The 1,110-nt window shown below is 68.1% G+C and carries 1 protein-coding gene; it reads right to left on the reverse strand.

The window, feature by feature from the left end; genetic code table 11:
• Window positions 1-171 precede the first annotated feature (171 nt).
• The coding region (locus tag J0A65_RS23805) for a response regulator (RefSeq protein WP_206596752.1) at window positions 172-1,110 on the reverse strand (939 nt) is incomplete at its 5' end.

Consider the following 1,110-nt stretch of genomic DNA (forward strand, 5'->3'; position numbering starts at 1 on the left):
CGTCGAGCAGGATCAGGGCCGGTTGCTCGCGCTCGGCCATTTCCAGCGCGCGCGCCCCCTCCTTGGCGAACAGCAGGCGGTAGTCATCCTGCAGTACATGCCGCAGCACCTGCAGATTGGTGGGTTCGTCATCGACCAGCAGCAACAGCGGACGGGTATCGGCGACCGGGCTCATGATGGGGTGGTTTCCTCGTCTTGCAGCTGCAACAACAACCGATCCAGCGCAGCCAGGGCCTGATCGAAATCGAACTCGTCGAGGGCCTCGCGCAACTCGCTCATCCTGTTCGCGAAGGCCGTGCCGCTCAGTGCCTGCTCGAGCGCGGACAACGCCTGGTCGTCCAGCCCGCCCCTGGCCAGCACGGCCCGCAAGTGGCCGGCGCGCTCGCGCAGCAGGCCCGGATCAGCGGCCGCGGATTCTAGCGCATTGGTTTCCTCCGGCAACTGCGGCAACGTTTCGATGACGGCCTGCAGGGTCTGCTCGAGTTCAACCAGAAGCGCGCGCAGACTGTCCTCGTCACGCGCCTCGAAGCCCTGCTCGAGGCTGCGGCCCAGCTGCGTCAGACGGGTCAGCGCCAGGTTGCCGGCAGCGCCGTGGAAGCGGTGTGCCAGTGCCCGGCCTTCGTCCCACTCGGCGGCCTCGAGGAACTGCCTCATGCTCGCCACCAGCGCGCCCTGCTCCTTGATGAAGGCAGCGATCGCCTGGGCCATGCGCAGCGGACCGCCCCACAGCTGACTGCCGCGCACCCAGTCGAACAGCCCCGTCTCCACGTGCGGCCCGCTGGCGCCAGCGGCACGGGCGGTTTCTGTCACGCCGAGCAGCCTGGCCATTTCCCAGAGCAGCGCGGTCATGTCCAGCGGCTTCGAGGCGAATGCGTTCATCCCGGCGTCCAGCGCGGCCTGACGGTCGCGGTCCAGCACACTCGCCGTCAATGCGATGATCGGTATCGCCTGGCGCCCTTCGCTGGCTTCCAGCTGACGAATCCGCCGCGTGGCCTCCAGGCCATCGACACCGGGCATCTGCACATCCATCAGAATCAGGTCGAAGCGCTCCTCGCCGAACGCCCGCAAGGCGCTCTCGCCATCGGCGACGCAGCGTACCTGGTGGCCCCG

The organism is Bowmanella yangjiangensis (assembly GCF_017255015.1).
In the GTDB taxonomy this organism is placed as follows: domain Bacteria; phylum Pseudomonadota; class Gammaproteobacteria; order Enterobacterales; family Alteromonadaceae; genus Bowmanella; species Bowmanella yangjiangensis.